This is a genomic window from Vagococcus jeotgali (assembly GCF_035918315.1).
Lineage (GTDB): Bacteria > Bacillota > Bacilli > Lactobacillales > Vagococcaceae > Vagococcus > Vagococcus jeotgali.
In genome coordinates this window covers 871314-889928 of record NZ_CP142146.1, presented here as the reverse complement: position 1 = coordinate 889928, position 18615 = coordinate 871314, and the positions used below count along the sequence as shown (strand labels likewise).

Sequence of the window (18615 nt, the reverse complement as noted above, 5' to 3'; positions counted from 1 at the left end):
CCAGCCATTGCAATGAAATGAAATTTTGTCTAGCTGACAGATAGGCGTTCCTTTCGGAACAAATTGCCGTAATAAACCATTATGTCTTTCGTTTGTTCCTCGTTCCCAAGATGAATAAGGGTGAGCAAAGTAGATATCAGTCATTTGTTGCAGAGTATCATCAAGTGAGCTAAATTCACTGCCATTATCAGCAGTAATCGATTGAAATATGCTACTAAATCGGGCTCTTCCAAACTCATATTTTAACTGTTTAATAGCGTAACTAACAGACTCTTCAGTATGATCATCTAGAACAACAGTAATCATGTAGCGAGTTTTTCTTTCAACAAGTGTAAGTAGAGCATTATCATCTTTAGATTTTGAACCAATGACACTGTCTATTTCCCAATGACCAAACTCTTGTCTAGAATCAATTTTGCTAGGTCGTTCATCAATTGATTTTCCAAGAGCTTTTTTATGCTGACGACTTCTTTTCTTTTTAGGTGATAGTCTAACTTTCATCTTGAGATGATGATTTCTGACTGGTAAAAAACCTTTATCAATATAGTTATAAAGTGTCTTAGTAGAAACAATAGGTTTATCCCAAGTCCCTAAAGACTTGATAAAGCCAACAATTGCATCTGGTGACCAATTAAAGTCTATCATTTGTTTACAAGCATAATTAATAAAATCAACAGCACTAACTAGCTTAGATTTCGAACCACAGCGTTTCCTGTTTTCTATGTATTTAGCTTGCCCCGTATCAGCAAAATAGAGTTGTTTAGGTTTCTTATTTTCTTTGATTTGCGTGGTCGTTCCTCGTTTAAGCTCATTACTTATTGTTTGATGGTGTCGGCCTAATCGTCTACCAATTTCTCTATTAGAGTCTCCCATATTATGCCAAACTTCAATAAGCTGCCTTTCCTTTAAGGAAAGATGTTTATAACTAGATGTCTTTGTGTTATTCTTAATTTTCACCATGATAAAAATTCCTTTCGTTGTTGGGTAGTTACTTCAATGATACACGAATTTTTACCATGGTGTTTTTTTATTATTTTAGAGTGGCTAACTTGATTTTACAACTAAGCTAAAAAAATCATTTGTGATACACTCAAATTGTCCAAATTGTATTTCCGACGAAAGAAAACAAGGAGAGTGATCACAAATGACCTATATACATCTTACTACAGACGAGCTTGTTTTAATAGAATCTTATTATCACCAAGCTAAAAAAGTTAAACATGTTGCTGATACTTTAAAAAGATCAAGACAAACTATTTATAATGTTTACAACGCTTTAAATGAGGGATTATCTATTCTAGATTACTATCAAAGATACAAAAAAAATAAAAAGAAATGTGGAAGGCGTCCTATTTCTTTACCTGATAATGAAACAAAATATATTCAAAACAAAGTGGCTCAAGGATGGACTCCTGACGTGATTATCGGTCGTGCTGAGATTTCTATTTCTTGTTCTGTTCGGACACTTTATAGATTGTTCTCGCGTGAATCTTTTGATTCCACAACTTTACCAATGAAAGGTAAAAGAAAACCTAATGGGCATAAAGAAAAACGAGGTAAACAAGCATTTAAACGAACCATTCATCAGAGAGACGCTGAGCATAACGAGTTTCAAAGTGAATTTGGTCACCTAGAAGGTGACACTATTGTTGGGAAAAATCATAAAAGTGCTGTTATTACATTAGTTGAAAGGTTATCAAAAGTTATTATTACCTTAAAGCCAACAGGGAGACACGCTATAGATATTGAGAATAGCTTAAATGAATGGTTAAAAAAATGCCCTAATCACTTGTTTAAATCTATCACATTTGATTGTGGCAAAGAATTTTCTAACTGGAAATCTATCAGTAACTTAAATGATATTGATATCTACTTTGCTGACCCTGGTACACCTTCACAACGAGGTTTAAATGAAAATTCTAATGGGCTATTGCGTAAGGATGGATTGCTTAAGAAAATGGATTTCAACGAAGTTGATGAATCTTTCATTCAATCTGTTGCATCCAAAAGAAATAATATTCCTAGAAAATCATTAAACTATAAAACACCATTAGAAGTATTTTTGAGCTATGTAGACAATGACATTTTGTCTAGCTTAATTTGACAAATGAAATGATATAAATTATTTGCTACGTCCCATAAAGAAGGAGACAACAGCTACTAAAATAACTGCTCCAATAACTGAAGGAACAATTGCCATACCTGCTAGAGTAGGTCCCCAGTAACCAAGTAAACTTTGTCCAATAGCTGATCCAATTAAACCAGCAGCAATATTAGCAATCCATCCCATAGATTGTCCTTGACTTGTAATTGCACCGGCAATTGCACCAATAATGCCACCAATGATTAATGACCAAATTAAACCCATATTATCACTCCTAGTATTTAATATAATTGTTTACGTTCAGTTTAAACTGTAGGCGAGATTAAAGCAAAAGATATGAACTTTCAGATAGGAATAAGTATAACCAGCATGTTAATTTAAAATTTCTATTTTTGGTTTACATAATATATATTAAACGAAGTAATAAAAGAGAGCCAAATAATAAGTGTTAACTAACGTTTATTAATATAATAAAAAATTTATAAAACCATATAATTAAGAAATTAAAGATAGGGTAAAATATTTTGTGTAAATAGAAATTTAGGGTAGAAAAAGAGAAAGTCCATTCTGTAAAATTAAAGTTACGACACAGAAATTTTATAGGAGGACTTTCTCATGACTCATTTTACTACAGAAATAATGGAAACACTAATTAATAAAGGTGATTTAGATGATTTATTTCGTCGTCATTTAGAACTCGCTATCAACTCATTATTACAGGCTGAATTAACAGCGTTTCTTGACTACGAAAAGTATGATAGAGCTGGATTTAATTCAGGTAATTCCCGCAATGGGAATTACTCACGTTCATTTAAAACAGAATATGGAGAATTAAATTTGGTGATTCCTAGAGATAGAAATGGAGAATTTTCCCAACAAACATTACCAGCCTATAAAAGAACCAATGATTCCTTAGAAACTACTATTATTCAGCTATTTAAAAAAGGGATCACTATGTCTGAAATCTCTGATCTAATTGAAAAAATGTATGGTCATTATTACACACCACAAACTATTTCAAACATGAGTAAAATCGTATCTGAAGATGTTTTGGCTTTTAAAGAAAGAACTTTAGAAGCTAAATACTCAGTCATTTTTATGGATGCTACTCATATTCCTTTAAAGAGACAAACCGTATCAAAAGAAGCCGTTTATATTGTGATAGGCATTCGATTGGATGGAACCAAAGAGGTTCTAGGATTTACTATTGCTCCAACCGAATCTGCTTATGTTTGGAAAGAGATACTTCAAGATTTAAAAGATCGTGGTTTAGAAGAGGTTTTATTAGTTGTAACTGATGGTTTAAGTGGTATTCACGATAGTATCCATAGTGTCTATCCAAATGCTCAATTTCAACAATGTTGTGTCCATATCTCTAGAAATATTGCTCATAAGGTTCGTGTTAGTGATCGACAAGAAGTCTGTAATGATTTCAAATTGGTTTATCAAGCAGCTTCAAAAGAAGAAGCTATGAATCAAATAAGTTTTATGATAGATAAATGGAAAAAGCAGTATCCACGAGTAGTTAAATTACTCTTGAATCCTGCTATATTAACTTTCTATAACTTCCCACCATCAATCAGAAGAACTATCTACTCAACTAACTTGATTGAGGGATTTAATAAACAGTTAAAAAAATATACAAAGAGAAAAGAACAATTTCCTAATGAAGAATCTCTGGAGAGATTCCTTGTTTCTCAGTTCAATGAATATAACCAAAAATTTTTAGGCAGAGTACATAAAGGATTTAAGGAAATACAAGATACATTAGAATCAATGTTTTAACTTAAAAAAATGGAATGGATTTTCCATTTACACATAATTCTTGACGCAACCAAATTAAAATTGATAGATTATAAAGTGTTTGATGTACTGAATGATTAATATTATTTTGAATATAATTTAATGATATAGAAAATCACTAGATGATAGTCATTATAAATGTCATATAATAGTCCTAAAAATTCGTGTTACAGCCTTAAATATACCAATGTATGATTAATCAAGCGTTGAAATTTATTGTATTTAAATATGATACTACAATGATTAACCATGATAGTATTATCAACTGGTACTATAGTATTTTTAAGCATATGTTTTGTGTGTAGATTGATTAGTAAACAAAAGTAATAGTATTACTAATTTAGCTCTGACTTAAATTTTCTTTCATTAAGGAATCATGTTTATTGTTTTTTCATCATGTGCTCTTTCTCTTCAAGTTACATTGTATGTTTCTACCTTTCTTGAAAGTGTTATCTTTCCGTAAAGGTAGAAACATCTGTGAAGATTATTTTTTTGATAATTAGTTATCTGATTTAACGGCTCTTCGTCAAATGATGTGGATGAGTAAAATTAAGTGAATTTAGGCAGCAGAAACCGAATGGTTTTTGCTGCTTTTTTGTTTGTCTTTAAAACTAAGTAAAATTCTGTATTTATAGTTCTGAAAATTTCTATAGCCGTAAGCTATTCGTTTGATTAATTTAATTTTGTTTATGGAACCTTCTAAACAACCATTTGAATAAGCGTATTTAAAGGTGTTTTCAATTCTTGGTAAATGCTTCTTTAGTGTTCGAATCGAGGTTTTCATTGGAATAGAGATATCTTCGTTAGCTAATAATAATAGATCAGAAAAAGTGTCAAAATCATTGTTTTTACTACAGTATAATAGTTCTTGATAAAGTTTATAAGTTTCTGATAACTCTTTGTTTAAGCTAAGTAAATAATCCATGACATCTGTTTCAGGTAAAATACTCTTAAATAAACGCTGATAACGATAATCTGTATAATTCAATTCATTAGAATCTTTTAAAAAGAGTTTCCAATATTTTTTTAGTTTTCGATAATTTTTCATGTCAGTTACATTCGATGTGCGATAACGATTCATCGTCTTAATTCTAGTTATGTTTAAAGAGCGACTGATAAGTTGAACTAAGTGAAAGCGATCAATAATCACCTCAGCATTAGGAAATAGCCTTTTGGCTAATTTAAAATAGGCTGCATTCATATCAACGACAATTGTTTTTACTTGGCGACGAACCTTTAGAGAGTACTTAAGAAAGTGTTTCTCTAGTGTTAGCTTTTTATTATCAATGAGAATATCGATAATTTGGTGTGTAGAGGAATCAGAGTAAATAAAACTGTACTTGCCACTATTGTTTTTAACCGAAGTAAATTCATCAAAACAAAGGTTTTGAGGTAAATATAAAAATTGATTAGATAAGTCTTTACCACCAGATACTAAAATTCTATTAATCGTTGTTGATGAAACAAAATGTCTTTTAGCTAAATCTTTAAACGAGATAGCATCACTTAACTCAATAAGAATTGATTGCTTCACTCTTTTAGCGATAAAACAATGTTTCTCAATTTCTGAAGATTCAGCTAGAAAAGAGGAGTCACAATGACGACAAAGGAATCTCTGTTTCTTTAATAAAAGATAGGTTGGGTAGTGAGCCACACTTAACCACTTTATTCGAGAAGAAATAAACCCATTTTTCACAATAGAAAATTGTTCATTTTTAATGCCACAACAAGGACAAGCCGAAGGAGTGTAAGTAAGAATACCTTTATAAATCTTGGATCTTATCCCTTTAATAAGCTGTTCCTCACAAAAAATAGAATCGAAATAAATATTTTTATCTTTTAAATCTAGCGATAGTCGAATACAATGGTTATGGGACATACGAATCTTCCTTTCTAAAATTTGGTTTGGTCACTTTAATTTTAACGGGAAAGTTCGTATGTTTCTATTATTTTGAAAAAAAATAGATGCGAATGAATTTCTTCATCCACATCAAAAATTATACAACCGATTTAACAATATATTGAAGTTTTTGCTACTAATAATAATATATTAAATTCCTCACTTTTTATTATCACACCTTGCCTATGAGAATTCTGATATAATCTACTCAAACTTTGTAGTCAACACTACTTCTACCCTCTTATATTTTAAATATAATTGTGAGACTATTTTTTAGCAATAAAAGTAATTAAAGAATCATTTTTTAGATCACCATACCCTACTTCGTGTCGCATATCACTAAAACCAGCTCCTTTTAAAAGTTGTGTAAATTCTTGAATACCATACCAATTCAGCTCAAAATTAGATAATTCAGTTTCTATAACCTTACCATTTTCAACCAGTTCATATCGGTGACTATAACTGACTTTCTGGTCATACCAATCAATATCTTGTGCAATTCCTGTAAATAAAATCCCTGTCATCTCACCAAGTGGAATATCTTGAATATCTATCTCACCTTTAACAAACCAAGAAGGTAACTCTGTATCTAATATTAAAACACCATCTTTTTCTAAGTGAGCATGAAAAGATGCCAAAACATCTGCTACAATCTGACTCGGTAACAAGCAAAAACTACCTGTAGGCATAATAATAGCATGAATTTTTTTTCTAAATCTAAACAAGCGCCGATTGTAAAATTAAGCTAGACAAATAAAAAAATCATTTGTGATACACTCAAATTGTCCAAATTTTTTTCCTTTTAAATCAAAATAAATAGTATCCCAATCTTCACGGTAATACACATTAGATCCTGGTAGTGTCTTAGCAAATACCATTAAATCATCCATATGTTTTCTTATCTTATAATTTGTCATGACTATCTCCCTGAATCTTCACATTTCCCGTATTATATGATAAAAAATAAGAAGAAACAATATATAGACTAAGCGTGATTGACAATTGGATAAGTAAGCTATACTATATATTCAGAACATAAGTTCGCTAGGAGGCTACTAAGATGTCAAATGAAAAAAATTTAAATCGATTAAATCAGGAGTTAGAAACATTACCACCTCTTGTTCATGAATATGTTCAAGCTAAAAGTATTGTCCCCTACTCCCTTGTGACTTTATATGAGTACGCCAAAGAATTCAGACGATTCTTTGAATGGTTAGTGGCAGAGTCTGTGGTCCAAGTTGAGATATCTTATATTTCAATCAGTGACTTGGAAAAACTAAAAAAAGAAGATATGGATTTATATAAATCTTATTTGATGTCATCACCAAGGCAAGGAACCACACAAGATGGAGGCTTACGAAGTCATGTCACAATTCAAAGAGCGATTACCGCTCTACGCTCCTTATTTCACTACTTAGCAAATCAAACTGAGGATAACAAGGGAAAACCTTACTTATCTCAAAATGTCATGTTGAAAATTGATAACGTGAAGACAGGACGAACACTTCAAGATAGATCACGGGCTATTGAAAAGAAGATTTTGATCGGCTCAGAATCAGTGGCATTTTTAGAATATATCAATCATGATTATGAAGCAACATTAACTAGCCATCAAGCTGTACATGCTTTTAGACGTAATAAAGAAAGAGACCTAGCGATTATTGCTTTGTTTTTAGGAACGGGTATTAGATTGTCTGAGTTAGTAAACATGAAAATCAGTGACTTAGATATTCATAATATGGAAGCTACTGTAATTAGAAAAGGTGGTTTTAGAGATACTACTATGATCTCCTCTATGTTTATGGACCATATCACCACTTACTATCACGCCAGAGAAAAGCTCTATCAACCTGATCAAAGAGAAAAATCTTTGTTTTTAACAACCTACAAACAAGAAGCTAAAAGAATTGATCAATCAACAGTTGAAAAATTAGTAAGTAAATACAGTGCTTCATTTAAAACTAAAATGACACCACATAAATTAAGACACACAGTCGGTACTCAGCTATATAAGAATACTAATAGTCTACTCACAGTTTCCCATCAACTTGGACAAACTGGAACTAGTGCGACTTCTTTATACACTCATATAGTAGATAAAGAAAAACGTGATGCGATAAATGATTTATGGCAAAATTAGTCCTAACTATGGCAATCTGGTAAGTATTTGTTTATACTGATAACTAGCTATATATAAGGAGGATTATTTGTTTGGAGGAAAAGAAATATAATTTAGAAATTCCTAGTGAGTTCATTTCGGAATTAGGTTTAGATAATACTGGTGAGATTCAATTAAAAAAAGAAGGGAAAAGGTTAATTATAGAAAAACCAATGAACCATGATACATCAGAAGAGGTTCCTCTAAAGTGGTTTTTGATACCATCCATTTTGATGACGATTTCTTTTTATGCCATTGTATCTAGTTTACATATGACACAAATACCAATGACAGGTCATGAATCTATATCTAGTTTCTTAATTTATCTAGGCGTATTTAGTGGAGTTATCTCCTTTTCTATTTTTTTTATTCGTGGAAAGCGTGATCCAAAAAATAGATCAACTAGAGATATATACTGGCGAAATGTCCCGACTATCATATTTTCATCAGCAGTCATTTTATTTTTAGTTTTAATGGCCTTCTTTTGGGTGATTGGTACTGTTTTTGAAGGAGCGAGCTTTGATAAATACACAGCAACTGCTATTTTTTTATTGTTCATTTGTGCCATTAATTATTTTATGATTTATTCAGCATCACTTTTCACATCTGAGATGATTATTAATGTATTGATTATTGTCATCGTAGGTGGTATCTTTTTCTCAATGATTACAAATAGCGAGAGTCAGTGGTGGCAAATTAATTTTAGTTTCTTAGGAACAAATGAAGCTGTTAGCAGTTGGCCTTTTAACATAACGTTAATGATTTCAGCTTTGTTAATGATAGCTTTGATTGATTATTTGTTTGTAACGTTAAAGAATCAAGGCTATACACAAAAAGGCTTGATTGTTCTACGTATCTTATTAACCTTACTTGCTTTAGCACTTGGAGGTGTCGGTTTCTTCCCTAATAACGCTGGGATGTTACATGAATTACATGATAAAGTCGCAGGAGTATTGGTAACGTTAGTCATTATTTTAATAATCGGTATTAGATGGCTATTGCCACAAGTAACCAAACAATTTTTAGTTGTATCATACACTATTGCTGTTTGTTTAGTTCTATCAAATATTTTATTTGAAAATGTCGGCTATTTTTCACTAACAGTTTTTGAATTGATAGCCTTTGGGTTAGCTTTTTGTTGGATTCTATTACTACTGCAACAAATTAATCGTTTAACGACTCTAGATCATCAATATGTGACTATTCCTTTAGAAGAATATACAGAAATAAAGAGTCACAAAAAAGCCTATCGTGTTTAAACTGTTTAAACATTGATAGGTTTTTTTATGATATGATCTTGGTTTACATATTATTAATATATTTTTCTGCAATTGTGACATCACCGATGTAAGGCGTATCCACACCATTGACCTTTTGATATAAGTCCCTACCCTTACCTGCTAAAATCACCGTATCTTCAGGATTAGCCATTTCAAGAGCTAAACAAATAGCTTTTTCACGGTCCATTTCAAATAATTGAGTGACGTGAGTATTAGTAATATAGCGACTGATGTCTTGAGCAATATCTTCTGGTTTTTCATGACCTGGGTCATCAGCAGTTAAAATAACGCAATCAGTCAATTGGCTTAGTACACCACCAAAATCTTCTCGTCTTGAAATAGACTTGTCTCCTGGACTACCGATAACTGTAATTAACTTTCCATCAGGTCTTTCTTGCCTAGCAAATTCTAATAAGCTAGTTAAGCTCAACAAGTTATGAGCATAATCAACATAGACAACAGAGCCATTTTTTTGAATCAATTGCTCCATTCTACCAGGGACTGTTGCGTTTGATAAACCTTCAAAAGCAACAGTCTTCTTGTTTCCTGCTAGAGCTGAGGCCATCAAGCTTGCTAAAGCATTATCTTTATTAAAATCTCCCATTAACTTTAATTCATATTCTCCACAAATATCTAATAAATCATTTTGGCTGTCTACAACAAACTTATTAGATTTCCCCTCAACAACTTCCCACCAATAATCAGCCTCATGTGAATGGCGACTATAAGTCAGAGTTGGGATATGTCTTTCTTGAGCTTCTTCTAGTAATAAGTCGACATTTACTGTATCTAAATTTAAAATGAAACGTTTTGAATGATCTAATAATTGACGCTTACAGTAATAATAATCATCAAAAGTCGGGTGTTCAATTGGACTAATGTGATCTGGAGAAATATTCATAAAAATACCGATATCAAACATTAATTGGTAGACTCTATCTAACTTATAAGCTTGTGAAGATACTTCCATAATAAAATGTGTCATGTTGTAAGACACAGCTTCAGCCATCATTCGATATAAATCTAATGATTCCGGAGTGGTTAGATTTGATTTAAAAAATGTTTTCCCATCTAAGGTAGAATTCATGGTTGATAGCATAGCAATTTTTTTATGATTATTGGCATCTAACATATGTTTTAAAAAATAAGCTGCAGTAGTTTTCCCCTTAGTTCCAGTATAGCCAATTAAGGTTAGTTTGTTTTGAGGATAATCATAGAATGCCATACTTAAGATAGCCATGGCTTTTCTGATATCTGTTACAATAATACCTAATTTAGCCTCTACGTCATAAGGATTTTCGGAAATATAGATTTCTAACCCTTCTTGAATAGCATTATCTAAATATTTTTCTTTAAACTCTAAGCCTTTACAGAAAAATAAAGTGTTTGTTGAAACATATCTTGAATCATAGGAAAGATCAGTTATCCTTTGATCTTCCACAGGTAATTTATACGTCCATTTATCTTGATGAATAAATTCTTTTAATAGATTATGTTGTTTTAAAAGTTTTTCAATTGTCATTAAGTTCATTGTTAAGTAGTCCCACGCTTTACTAATAAATTTGGTTCATTATACCATATATTACACTGTCTCATGGAATCTTTCTAGAATTATGGTAGGTTTAAAGGTAAAGTTTGTATTAAGAAAAATGATTAATTAAGCTAATAACGATAGGGTAAAATATTTTGTGTAAATAGAAATTTAGGGTAGAAAAAGAGAAAGTCCATTCTGTAAAATTAAAGTTACGACACAGAAATTTTATAGGAGGACTTTCTCATGACTCATTTTACTACAGAAATAATGGAAACACTAATTAATAAAGGTGATTTAGATGATTTATTTCGTCGTCATTTAGAACTCGCTATCAACTCATTATTACAGGCTGAATTAACAGCGTTTCTTGACTACGAAAAGTATGATAGAGCTGGATTTAATTCAGGTAATTCCCGCAATGGGAATTACTCACGTTCATTTAAAACAGAATATGGAGAATTAAATTTGGTGATTCCTAGAGATAGAAATGGAGAATTTTCCCAACAAACATTACCAGCCTATAAAAGAACCAATGATTCCTTAGAAACTACTATTATTCAGCTATTTAAAAAAGGGATCACTATGTCTGAAATCTCTGATCTAATTGAAAAAATGTATGGTCATTATTACACACCACAAACTATTTCAAACATGAGTAAAATCGTATCTGAAGATGTTTTGGCTTTTAAAGAAAGAACTTTAGAAGCTAAATACTCAGTCATTTTTATGGATGCTACTCATATTCCTTTAAAGAGACAAACCGTATCAAAAGAAGCCGTTTATATTGTGATAGGCATTCGATTGGATGGAACCAAAGAGGTTCTAGGATTTACTATTGCTCCAACCGAATCTGCTTATGTTTGGAAAGAGATACTTCAAGATTTAAAAGATCGTGGTTTAGAAGAGGTTTTATTAGTTGTAACTGATGGTTTAAGTGGTATTCACGATAGTATCCATAGTGTCTATCCAAATGCTCAATTTCAACAATGTTGTGTCCATATCTCTAGAAATATTGCTCATAAGGTTCGTGTTAGTGATCGACAAGAAGTCTGTAATGATTTCAAATTGGTTTATCAAGCAGCTTCAAAAGAAGAAGCTATGAATCAAATAAGTTTTATGATAGATAAATGGAAAAAGCAGTATCCACGAGTAGTTAAATTACTCTTGAATCCTGCTATATTAACTTTCTATAACTTCCCACCATCAATCAGAAGAACTATCTACTCAACTAACTTGATTGAGGGATTTAATAAACAGTTAAAAAAATATACAAAGAGAAAAGAACAATTTCCTAATGAAGAATCTCTGGAGAGATTCCTTGTTTCTCAGTTCAATGAATATAACCAAAAATTTTTAGGCAGAGTACATAAAGGATTTAAGGAAATACAAGATACATTAGAATCAATGTTTTAACTTAAAAAAATGGAATGGATTTTCCATTTACACATAATTCTTGACGCAACCCTAATAACTATCTATGACACGTAAATCATGTTAATATTATAATTAAGTTAAACATATTTATACACTTTATTAAGGAAACATTTTTAAGAAGTTTATTCTCACTGGCGTAGTTTTAGAGCTATAAGGGTGATCTAGAGGTTGGGATTTCACCGTTTAAACGAGAAATTATCAGTAATATAAGTAATAGTCTTAATCGAACTTTAACTATAAATAAAATTTTAATCAGATAGCCTATGTCTTAATTGATACGGGCTATCGTCAATTTTAGAATAAAAAAAACAGATAGCCTAAGCTATCTGTTTTTTTATTCAGCATCATCCTGTTTGACCTGCGGTGCGTTGTAAGCTTCTTTATCAAACGTACCTTCCCATCTATCAACAATAATAGATGATACCATTGAACCTGCTACGTTTAACATCGTACGCCCCATATCAATAATAGGATCAATACCAAAAATAGCACCGATACTTGAAATGGTACCACCATAGCCTAATCCATTAAGGGTGACAGTTGCTGCCACAGTTGCTGTTCCAGGGACACCTGCAATACCGATTGAACCGACTGTTACAACAACAACAACTAGTAAGTAAAATGAAAATGTCATGTCTGTTCCAACAGCTGATGCCATAATCACACCAAGCATAGCTGGGAATACACCAGCACATCCGTTCATACCAATTGTAGTACCTAAAGTTGCAACGAAGTTTGATGTTTCATTTGATACGCCTAAATCATCTTCCAATGTTTTTAGTGTATAAGGAAGTGTTCCTACACTTGAACGTGAAGAAAAAGCAAATACTAAAGTTGAAAATGATTTTTTAAAGAAAATCATTGGATTAACACCTATCAATATTAATAAAATGATATAAACTAGTAGCATAATAATAACGCCTGTGTAGATAGCTGCAATAAAGCTAATCATTCCCATAATAGAAGTTAATCCATTAGCGATGATAGCATTACTTACTAAGGCAACAACTCCGTAAGGCATCACTTTGATAACATTTGTCAATACAGAATTAACGGTTACTTTAAGTGAGTTTAAAAATGTCACAAAAGGTTCTACTTCTTTTGGTTTTTTGTTTTGTAAAAAACGAATTGCACTAGCAAATAGAGCTGCTACAATAACTACTGACACAATCTGACCATTATCTGACATCACATGAAAAATATTACTTGGTACTAGATTTAAAAAGAAATCAGGGAAACTTTGAGACGCAATAGTGTCCATTCTTTCAATTTTCTCTGGTGTTAAATCAGCAGCAAAACTTGAACCTTGTAGATTATACAACTTAACAACTAAAATACCAACCATAGCAGAAATTGCTGTTGTACCTAGTAAAGTAGCGAATGTTTTTCCAGTCAATGCTTTTAATCTATCTCCTTTAGCATCCACAACTACTTTGATAATGGATAGAAAAACGACAGGTACAGCTAATAATTGAACTAAGCGTAAAAAGCCAGTCCCTACAAGTGAATACCATGAAGAAATCTCTAGCTGTGCATAGTCAGTATAGACCGAGTTATTGCTACCAATAAAATCAATTCCAATACCAATAATTAGACCAATAACTAAAGCAGTAATCATTCTCTTAGAAAAAGCTACTTTTTTATCTTTTAATTTCTTTAATATGATAATCGCAATCACTAATAAAAGAATAGCACCAACTGTATAGAAATTACTAATTTTAATAAATTCTGTTAAAAAAGGAATATTAACCATATTCATCTTCTCCTTTGTTTTTATGCAACATTTTATTTTGGTTTTATAAATTTCATTTGTCAAATTAAGCTAGACAAAATGTCATTGTCTACATAGCTCAAAAATACTTCTAATGGTGTTTTATAGTTTAATGATTTTCTAGGAATATTATTTCTTTTGGATGCAACAGATTGAATGAAAGATTCATCAACTTCGTTGAAATCCATTTTCTTAGGCAATCCATCCTTACGCAATAGCCCATTAGAATTTTCATTTAAACCTCGTTGTGAAGGTGTACCAGGGTCAGCAAAGTAGATATCAATATCATTTAAGTTACTGATAGATTTCCAGTTAGAAAATTCTTTGCCACAATCAAATGTGATAGATTTAAACAAGTGATTAGGGCATTTTTTTAACCATTCATTTAAGCTATTCTCAATATCTATAGCGTGTCTCCCTGTTGGCTTTAAGGTAATAATAACTTTTGATAACCTTTCAACTAATGTAATAATAGCACTTTTATGATTTTTCCCAACAATAGTGTCACCTTCTAGGTGACCAAATTCACTTTGAAACTCGTTATGCTCAGCGTCTCTCTGATGAATGGTTCGTTTAAATGCTTGTTTACCTCGTTTTTCTTTATGCCCATTAGGTTTTCTTTTACCTTTCATTGGTAAAGTTGTGGAATCAAAAGATTCACGCGAGAACAATCTATAAAGTGTCCGAACAGAACAAGAAATAGAAATCTCAGCACGACCGATAATCACGTCAGGAGTCCATCCTTGAGCCACTTTGTTTTGAATATATTTTGTTTCATTATCAGGTAAAGAAATAGGACGCCTTCCACATTTCTTTTTATTTTTTTTGTATCTTTGATAGTAATCTAGAATAGATAATCCCTCATTTAAAGCGTTGTAAACATTATAAATAGTTTGTCTTGATCTTTTTAAAGTATCAGCAACATGTTTAACTTTTTTAGCTTGGTGATAATAAGATTCTATTAAAACAAGCTCGTCTGTAGTAAGATGTATATAGGTCATTTGTGATCACTCTCCTTGTTTTCTTTCGTCGGAAATACAATTTGGACAATTTGAGTGTATCACAAATGATTTTTTTATTTGTCTAGCTTAATTTTACAATCGGCGAAAAATGATAATATAAATTTTCCCTTCCTTATATTTTAGCTATTTATACAATTACCAAACAAACTATATAAATGAATCATCTATCATATATTATAAACCTTTTTATATCGGCTTGTAAACGAACTTGCCCATCTAAATTCCTTTCATAATAATATTCCTTTATACCTATATTCATAAACTTACATTTATTAAACAGTTTAGCAGATAATTGACTTCCACTTCTCGAATATATCGGTTTGTTTCATATAATATTTTAATCGTTCCTTAAATTAGTAAAGGAAACAATAGATAAAATATTCAATCAACGGTATAATGGAATTAACTGTGTTATCATTGTAGATAAGTGAATCAACAGTGCAGTAATTTTTTATAGGAGGGGCATTATGTCAGAAGAAAAAGAAAAACGAAAAAGGAAAAAGAAACATAGCTCTACATCTTCTTCAAGTAGCAAATCAGCCAGTACAAGTAAAAAGCAGAAAAACAGTCAGAACAAAAAAGCAGTGAAAAAGCCTTTTTATAAAGAATGGTGGTTTTGGTTAGTCATAGCTATTGTCATTGTGATTGTAGTGATTGGTGTTTTGTTAATTAGAAGCATTATGATAGATGATCAAAACGAAAATGTTGCTCTAGAAGAAACTAGTATGACAATGGATAAGTCACTTACCACTTCTTCAAGTATTCCACTTCTAGCATCATCTAGTTCTACCATTGCTAACCAAAATTCGGAAAATACCACTCCAGAAAGTAGCTCTACTAGTACTTCAGGTGAAAATATTAGTGCGACTAATAATAATAACCTAACAGTTGGTGAGAGAGGTAAAATTGAGCAAGTTCAATATACTCTAACTTCAGCTACACTAACAGATGAGCGAAATGATTTGACTTCAAAAAAGCCTAAACATGTGTTAAAAATTGATTACACTATTGAAAATGGGTCAGATGAGGATATCCCGACAGGCTTTGATATTCAAGTATTCGATTCAGCAGGAACTGAAATGACACATTATCCATTAGGGGATACCAATTCATTTATTAGTCCAGGGCATATCAACGACATGTCTGCTTATTTTGAACTAGATACTTTAGGTAAAACAGAAATTAGATTTATACCAGATACTAATTCAGGTGAAGCTGTTACTTACCAGGTTGATGTTCAATAATATTAAATTAGCACCACATATAAAAGTTAACTTTTATATGTGGTTTTTTTTTTAGTAGTAATAGCTAAAAAGGAGTATTAAATATGTCTAGAAAAAAAATTCGTGTCAAAAAGAAATCACAAATATCTGACCATCATAAAAAAACAAGTAGGTAAAAAAATAAACCAGCATGTGTTTTATTACACCTCTCTAATTATCATAATTAGTATATTATCAGTATTACTTATGTTGGAGAAAAAGCAAAATATCAGTGCCATTACCCAACAAATTCTAGGAGGTAGACCAACTGATGTTTCAAAAAAAATCAAATAGTTAATTATAAAACTGATGCTTAGTTGTAAAATCAAGTTAGCCACTCTAAAATAATAAAAAAACACCATGGTAAAAATTCGTGTATCATTGAAGTAACTACCCAACAACGAAAGGAATTTTTATCATGGTGAAAATTAAGAATAACACAAAGACATCTAGTTATAAACATCTTTCCTTAAAGGAAAGGCAGCTTATTGAAGTTTGGCATAATATGGGAGACTCTAATAGAGAAATTGGTAGACGATTAGGCCGACACCATCAAACAATAAGTAATGAGCTTAAACGAGGAACGACCACGCAAATCAAAGAAAATAAGAAACCTAAACAACTCTATTTTGCTGATACGGGGCAAGCTAAATACATAGAAAACAGGAAACGCTGTGGTTCGAAATCTAAGCTAGTTAGTGCTGTTGATTTTATTAATTATGCCTGTAAACAAATGATAGACTTTAATTGGTCACCAGATGCAATTGTTGGTTTTATCAAGTCTTTAGGGACTTGGGATAAACCTCTTGTTTCTACTAAGACACTTTATAATTATATTGATAAAGGATTTTTACCGGTCAGAAATCATCACCTCAAGATGAAAGTCAGGTTATCACCTAAAAAGAAAAGAAGTCATAAGCATAAAAAAGCTCTTGGAAAGTCAATTGATGAACGCCCTAGCAGAATTGATTCTAGAAAAGAGTTTGGTCATTGGGAAATAGATAGTGTCATTGGTTCAAAATCTAAAGATGATAATGCTCTACTTACACTTGTTGAAAGAAAAACTCGCTACATGATTACTGTTGTTCTAGATGATCATACTGAAGAGTCTGTTAGTTACGCTATTAAACAGTTAAAATATGAGTTTGGAAGAGCCCGATTTAGTAGCATATTTCAATCGATTACTGCTGATAATGGCAGTGAATTTAGCTCACTTGATGATACTCTGCAACAAATGACTGATATCTACTTTGCTCACCCTTATTCATCTTGGGAACGAGGAACAAACGAAAGACATAATGGTTTATTACGGCAATTTGTTCCGAAAGGAACGCCTATCTGTCACTACTCAAAGCAGTTCATACAACTGGCTACTGAAAAAGTTAATCTTTTGCCGCGTAAAATTTTAGACTATAGACAACCAGCAATATTATTTTTAGAAGAAATTCAAAATCTAAAGATCAAAACATGTTGGTAAGTAAGGGATTCAATAAAATAACACTGATATTTAGATATTTTTACCAGAGTGGCTAACTTAATGTTGCAATTTAGAAAAAAAAGTAAATATTAAAACTCACTTAATTTTGTTTAGCTAAGTAACCTTGATAGTCATCCACATGAAGTAATGCTTGAGCATTTTTCACACGTTCCTGAGTTGGCGGGTCAATACCTTCTAGAGGATAACCAATCCCTAACTCTCTCCATTTATAAAGTCCCATAGTATGGTACGGTAAGACTTCTACTTTATCAACATTTTTTAAGCCCTTAATAAACGTATCTAAACGGATTAAATATTCATCATAATCTGTTCTTTGAGGTACTAGGACGTGGCGAATCCAGACAGGTTGACCGATATCAGATAAGTACTGAGCCATCTCTAAGATATTTGTATTTGATTGCATCGTAAGCTCTTTATGACCTTGATTATCAATATGTTTCAAATCAAATAATAATAAATCAGTGTACTCTAGCGCTTCATTGAACTGACTAAAAAATGGCTCTTCAAAAGTAAAAGGTTTCCCACACGTATCAATCGTTGTATGAATACCATGAGCTTTAGCTTTTTTAAATAGGTCAATAATAAACTCCAATTGAAGCAGCGGCTCACCTCCACTAATGGTAATACCACCATCTGCCCCCCAGTAACTACGATATCTTAGAGCTTCTTCCAGTAATTCATCTGTCGTTACCTCACGTCCGCCACCAATTTTCCAAGTATCAGGATTGTGGCAAAACTGACAACGCATTTTACATCCTTGAGTAAAGACAATAAAACGCACGCCAGGCCCATCTACTGTTCCAAAGTTTTCTGTTGAATGAATTCTTCCTTTAACTGATTCTGTCATGA

At 31.7% G+C, this 18615-nt stretch carries 15 protein-coding genes and 1 pseudogene; 7 read left to right on the top strand and 9 right to left on the bottom strand.

All coding sequences use genetic code 11. The annotated features are described in order from the left end of the window. Nucleotides 1-39: 39 nt before the first annotated feature. A pseudogene (locus tag VSF34_RS04615) lies at nucleotides 40-960 on the bottom strand (IS30 family transposase); the annotation flags it as partial. Between the two features lie 184 nt (nucleotides 961-1144). On the opposite strand from VSF34_RS04615, the gene VSF34_RS04610 reads away from it, so the two are divergent. Further along, nucleotides 1145-2104: an IS30 family transposase gene (locus VSF34_RS04610; RefSeq protein ID WP_326717865.1), complete on the top strand. Its 960-nt coding sequence runs from the start codon at nucleotides 1145-1147 to the stop codon at nucleotides 2102-2104. 18 nt (nucleotides 2105-2122) lie between these two features. Here VSF34_RS04610 and VSF34_RS04605 read toward each other — a convergent pair whose 3' ends face one another. Then, the gene (locus VSF34_RS04605) at nucleotides 2123-2368 is read right to left on the bottom strand and encodes a GlsB/YeaQ/YmgE family stress response membrane protein (RefSeq protein WP_326717864.1); all 246 of its coding nucleotides are present in this window, start codon (nucleotides 2366-2368) and stop codon (nucleotides 2123-2125) included. 351 nt (nucleotides 2369-2719) lie between these two features. On the opposite strand from VSF34_RS04605, the gene VSF34_RS04600 reads away from it, so the two are divergent. Continuing rightward, nucleotides 2720-3889 carry an IS256 family transposase gene (locus VSF34_RS04600; RefSeq protein WP_326716335.1) on the top strand — a complete coding sequence of 390 codons (1170 nt, stop codon included), beginning with the start codon at nucleotides 2720-2722 and terminating at the stop codon, nucleotides 3887-3889. Between the two features lie 577 nt (nucleotides 3890-4466). Here VSF34_RS04600 and VSF34_RS04595 read toward each other — a convergent pair. The 3 genes from VSF34_RS04595 to VSF34_RS04585 form a co-directional block, all read right to left on the bottom strand. Next, nucleotides 4467-5786 (bottom strand): ISL3 family transposase, encoded by a 1320-nt coding sequence (locus tag VSF34_RS04595; RefSeq protein WP_311873860.1) that lies wholly within the window; start codon nucleotides 5784-5786, stop codon nucleotides 4467-4469. Nucleotides 5787-6073: 287 nt separating this feature from the next. Further along, nucleotides 6074-6496, bottom strand: a complete 423-nt coding sequence (locus tag VSF34_RS04590; protein WP_326717863.1) for a hypothetical protein — start codon at nucleotides 6494-6496, stop codon at nucleotides 6074-6076. Nucleotides 6497-6547: 51 nt separating this feature from the next. Then, nucleotides 6548-6724, bottom strand: coding sequence for a hypothetical protein (locus VSF34_RS04585; RefSeq protein ID WP_326717862.1), 177 nt, complete (start codon nucleotides 6722-6724; stop codon nucleotides 6548-6550). 143 nt (nucleotides 6725-6867) lie between these two features. Between VSF34_RS04585 and xerS the strand changes: the two genes are divergently transcribed. Both xerS and VSF34_RS04575 read left to right on the top strand, forming a co-directional pair. Beyond that, nucleotides 6868-7947, top strand: coding sequence for a tyrosine recombinase XerS (gene xerS / locus VSF34_RS04580; RefSeq protein WP_326717861.1), 1080 nt, complete (start codon nucleotides 6868-6870; stop codon nucleotides 7945-7947). Nucleotides 7948-8018: 71 nt separating this feature from the next. After that, nucleotides 8019-9224: a DUF998 domain-containing protein gene (locus tag VSF34_RS04575; protein WP_326717860.1), complete on the top strand. Its 1206-nt coding sequence runs from the start codon at nucleotides 8019-8021 to the stop codon at nucleotides 9222-9224. Nucleotides 9225-9267: 43 nt separating this feature from the next. Here VSF34_RS04575 and VSF34_RS04570 read toward each other — a convergent pair whose 3' ends face one another. Then, nucleotides 9268-10767 (bottom strand): UDP-N-acetylmuramoyl-L-alanyl-D-glutamate--L-lysine ligase, encoded by a 1500-nt coding sequence (locus VSF34_RS04570; RefSeq protein ID WP_326717859.1) that lies wholly within the window; start codon nucleotides 10765-10767, stop codon nucleotides 9268-9270. Between the two features lie 255 nt (nucleotides 10768-11022). On the opposite strand from VSF34_RS04570, the gene VSF34_RS04565 reads away from it, so the two are divergent. Beyond that, nucleotides 11023-12192, top strand: coding sequence for an IS256 family transposase (locus tag VSF34_RS04565; RefSeq protein WP_326716335.1), 1170 nt, complete (start codon nucleotides 11023-11025; stop codon nucleotides 12190-12192). 355 nt (nucleotides 12193-12547) lie between these two features. Here the strand turns inward: VSF34_RS04565 and VSF34_RS04560 are convergent, their stop codons facing one another. Then, nucleotides 12548-13966, bottom strand: coding sequence for a cation:dicarboxylate symporter family transporter (locus tag VSF34_RS04560; protein ID WP_326717858.1), 1419 nt, complete (start codon nucleotides 13964-13966; stop codon nucleotides 12548-12550). A 59-nt stretch (nucleotides 13967-14025) separates the two neighbouring features. After that, nucleotides 14026-14985: an IS30 family transposase gene (locus VSF34_RS04555; RefSeq protein WP_326717857.1), complete on the bottom strand. Its 960-nt coding sequence runs from the start codon at nucleotides 14983-14985 to the stop codon at nucleotides 14026-14028. 488 nt (nucleotides 14986-15473) lie between these two features. On the opposite strand from VSF34_RS04555, the gene VSF34_RS04550 reads away from it, so the two are divergent. Beyond that, the gene (locus VSF34_RS04550) at nucleotides 15474-16250 is read left to right on the top strand and encodes a hypothetical protein (RefSeq protein ID WP_326717856.1); all 777 of its coding nucleotides are present in this window, start codon (nucleotides 15474-15476) and stop codon (nucleotides 16248-16250) included. Between the two features lie 436 nt (nucleotides 16251-16686). After that, nucleotides 16687-17745: an IS30 family transposase gene (locus VSF34_RS04545; RefSeq protein ID WP_326717855.1), complete on the top strand. Its 1059-nt coding sequence runs from the start codon at nucleotides 16687-16689 to the stop codon at nucleotides 17743-17745. A gap of 100 nt (nucleotides 17746-17845) precedes the next feature. Here VSF34_RS04545 and pflA read toward each other — a convergent pair whose 3' ends face one another. Then, a complete protein-coding gene (gene pflA / locus VSF34_RS04540) occupies nucleotides 17846-18613 on the bottom strand; it encodes a pyruvate formate-lyase-activating protein (protein WP_326717854.1) in 768 nt (255 codons plus the stop codon). Between the last annotated feature and the right edge of the window lie 2 nt (nucleotides 18614-18615).

Bases quoted from the DNA above. Each gene is read 5' to 3' on its own strand.
- VSF34_RS04605 (WP_326717864.1), bottom strand. From the start codon at position 2,368: ATGGGTTTAATTTGGTCATTAATCATTGGTGGCATTATTGGTGCAATT.
- VSF34_RS04560 (WP_326717858.1), bottom strand. From the start codon at position 13,966: ATGGTTAATATTCCTTTTTTAACAGAATTTATTAAAATTAGTAATTTC.
- VSF34_RS04600 (WP_326716335.1), top strand. From the start codon at position 2,720: ATGACTCATTTTACTACAGAAATAATGGAAACACTAATTAATAAAGGT.
- VSF34_RS04585 (WP_326717862.1), bottom strand. From the start codon at position 6,724: ATGACAAATTATAAGATAAGAAAACATATGGATGATTTAATGGTATTT.
- VSF34_RS04545 (WP_326717855.1), top strand. From the start codon at position 16,687: ATGGTGAAAATTAAGAATAACACAAAGACATCTAGTTATAAACATCTT.
- VSF34_RS04555 (WP_326717857.1), bottom strand. From the start codon at position 14,985: ATGACCTATATACATCTTACTACAGACGAGCTTGTTTTAATAGAATCT.
- VSF34_RS04550 (WP_326717856.1), top strand. From the start codon at position 15,474: ATGTCAGAAGAAAAAGAAAAACGAAAAAGGAAAAAGAAACATAGCTCT.
- VSF34_RS04590 (WP_326717863.1), bottom strand. From the start codon at position 6,496: ATGCCTACAGGTAGTTTTTGCTTGTTACCGAGTCAGATTGTAGCAGAT.
- xerS (WP_326717861.1), top strand. From the start codon at position 6,868: ATGTCAAATGAAAAAAATTTAAATCGATTAAATCAGGAGTTAGAAACA.
- VSF34_RS04610 (WP_326717865.1), top strand. From the start codon at position 1,145: ATGACCTATATACATCTTACTACAGACGAGCTTGTTTTAATAGAATCT.
- VSF34_RS04565 (WP_326716335.1), top strand. From the start codon at position 11,023: ATGACTCATTTTACTACAGAAATAATGGAAACACTAATTAATAAAGGT.
- pflA (WP_326717854.1), bottom strand. From the start codon at position 18,613: ATGACAGAATCAGTTAAAGGAAGAATTCATTCAACAGAAAACTTTGGA.
- VSF34_RS04570 (WP_326717859.1), bottom strand. From the start codon at position 10,767: ATGACAATTGAAAAACTTTTAAAACAACATAATCTATTAAAAGAATTT.
- VSF34_RS04595 (WP_311873860.1), bottom strand. From the start codon at position 5,786: ATGTCCCATAACCATTGTATTCGACTATCGCTAGATTTAAAAGATAAA.